Below are 1,941 nucleotides of genomic sequence, written 5' to 3' on the forward strand. Positions count from 1 at the left end.
TACTGCGCCGAGAACACATGGTCATCTGAGAATTCTGCAGTCAGCTTCGCTGTGACCGACTGCTGCTCCTCTCCGCTCATTACGATGAAATTTCGCCCCAGCAAACTCAGGTAACAAGCACCGGCGCCGTTGGAGAGCTGTAGCGGTGGGTCACACTGCGGCCAGGGATTCACCCCGTGGCCGCCGATACCGGCGGAATCCTGCCTGACGTTTCCGGGTTGAGCTTCCAAACGCCCGGGGATCACGCGCTGGCCCTTGTCGGCACGAGGTTGCTCGTGCAGGAAGTCCCGGTCGGGGCCGCGAATTTCCTCACGGTCGCGCCACGTGGCGCCAATGAATACATTGAAACCGTCCTGCGGCAGGTTGCCGTAGCCGGCGGCTAGCGAGCCCTTGATCTGTGCGCCTCCCGGTTCCACGGGATTCGAGCTGTGCACATAGTACTCGACGCCCTCCAGTGCATCGAACGTCCGGAAATTAATCACCCCTGCGATGGCGTCCGATCCGTAGATGGAGGATGCGCCGTCAGAAAGAACATCCACGGCGTCCAGCAGCGACGTAGGTACGATGTTCAGGTTGACTGCCCGGCCGCTGAAGGGCTCGCGAACGATGCGCCGACCGTCCAGCAAGACCAGTGTGCTTTGTCCACCCAGCGATCGCAGGTTCGCGAAGTTTGTGTAGGACGGGTTGAAGGCGGATGCCACGTTGGACGTCAGCAACGGCGCCTGTCCCGTGGTGATCGCGTCGAGAATTTCCACGGCGCTGGTGGCGCCCCGCAATTCGATTTCCTCCGAATCGATGCTTGTGACGAGTTGCGAACTCTCTTCACGCTTGATCAACGAGCCCGTCACAGTGATCTCTTCGATCGTCCCGGTCTCGTCTTGTGCCTGTACCGGCGGCAGGGCAAAGACCAGACCCGGAAGGCCCAACAAGAGATTGCCAATTCGCTTGAATGCTTGTAAGGGCGGAAATCTAAGCTCGTACATCGGAACGTCCCCTTGATTTGTCTGACCTGCCGGATCGCCGCGCAACGCGGGCAGCAGATTCTTCTCTTGCGCGACGGTCCTGTTACTTCATGATTATATTGCTAGGTGACTTTGGAGGTTGTTGCCTTTTTGGTACCACATTATGTCGCTGGGGCAACTCATGACCGGAATCTGATGCATATGTTGCCGAATGCGAAGCATGCAGCGTCTGTTCCGCCTCGCGCAGGATCCAGGCACACAATTCAGTCACGATGGGCGCCGTCGGCCGGTTTTCCGGAATGGCAATATAGTAGCCCTTGCTGGATTCGACCGCGCTGGTGCTGGCCAGGACGAGCTTGCCGCGCCTTAACTCCTCCTCCACGAACAGATCCGGCAGCAACGCCGCGCCGAGTCCCGCCACGGCTGCTTCCGTCAACATCGAAAACTGGTCCAGCAACCAACCGCTGTAGGCGTTCCTGGTGGAAATGGACAATTGCGTGCACCAGTCGACCCAGGCCGTGCGTCGTAGCGACAGATGCAGCAGGGGGGCGGCGGCCAGGTCGGCGTCGGAACGGATGTTGTGCCTGCGAAGGAAGTCGGGGCTGCAGATGGCGACCATGCGTTCGTCAAACATATGGTACATCCGCGTACCGGCCCAGTCCGGCGTACCGAAGTGAATGGCGATGTCGAACGGTTCGGCATCGAAACTGAAAGGATCGAACTTGGAGGTCAGGCGGATTGAAGCCTGTGGGTGTTCAGCGTAGAACTTCGGCAAACGCGGAATCAACCAGCGCGAGCAGAAGGTAGGCAGTGTCGCCATCTCGATAAGTTCCACCCCTTTGGCCCGCGCGCTGACCCGGGTCGAGGCCGCTTCAAGGTTGGCGAGTACGGGCTGGATTTCCTCCAGGTAGGCGCGGCCTGCCTGGGTCAGAACGATTCGTTGGCGTATCAAGTCGAAAAGTCTTGCACCAAGCTGATC

The 1,941-nt window shown here is 59.5% G+C and carries 2 protein-coding genes; both read right to left on the reverse strand.

Annotated features, from left to right (window positions below; genetic code table 11):
- A partial coding sequence (locus tag OXG98_05340) for a TonB-dependent receptor plug domain-containing protein (protein MCY3771425.1) occupies nt 1-983 on the reverse strand: 983 nt, incomplete at its 3' end.
- 82 nt (nt 984-1,065) lie between these two features.
- Nucleotides 1,066-1,941: LysR substrate-binding domain-containing protein (locus OXG98_05345; protein MCY3771426.1), on the reverse strand; the 876-nt coding region annotated here is incomplete at its 5' end.

The organism is Gemmatimonadota bacterium, from assembly GCA_026706345.1.
Taxonomy (GTDB): Bacteria; JAAXHH01; JAAXHH01; order JAAXHH01; family JAAXHH01; genus JAAXHH01.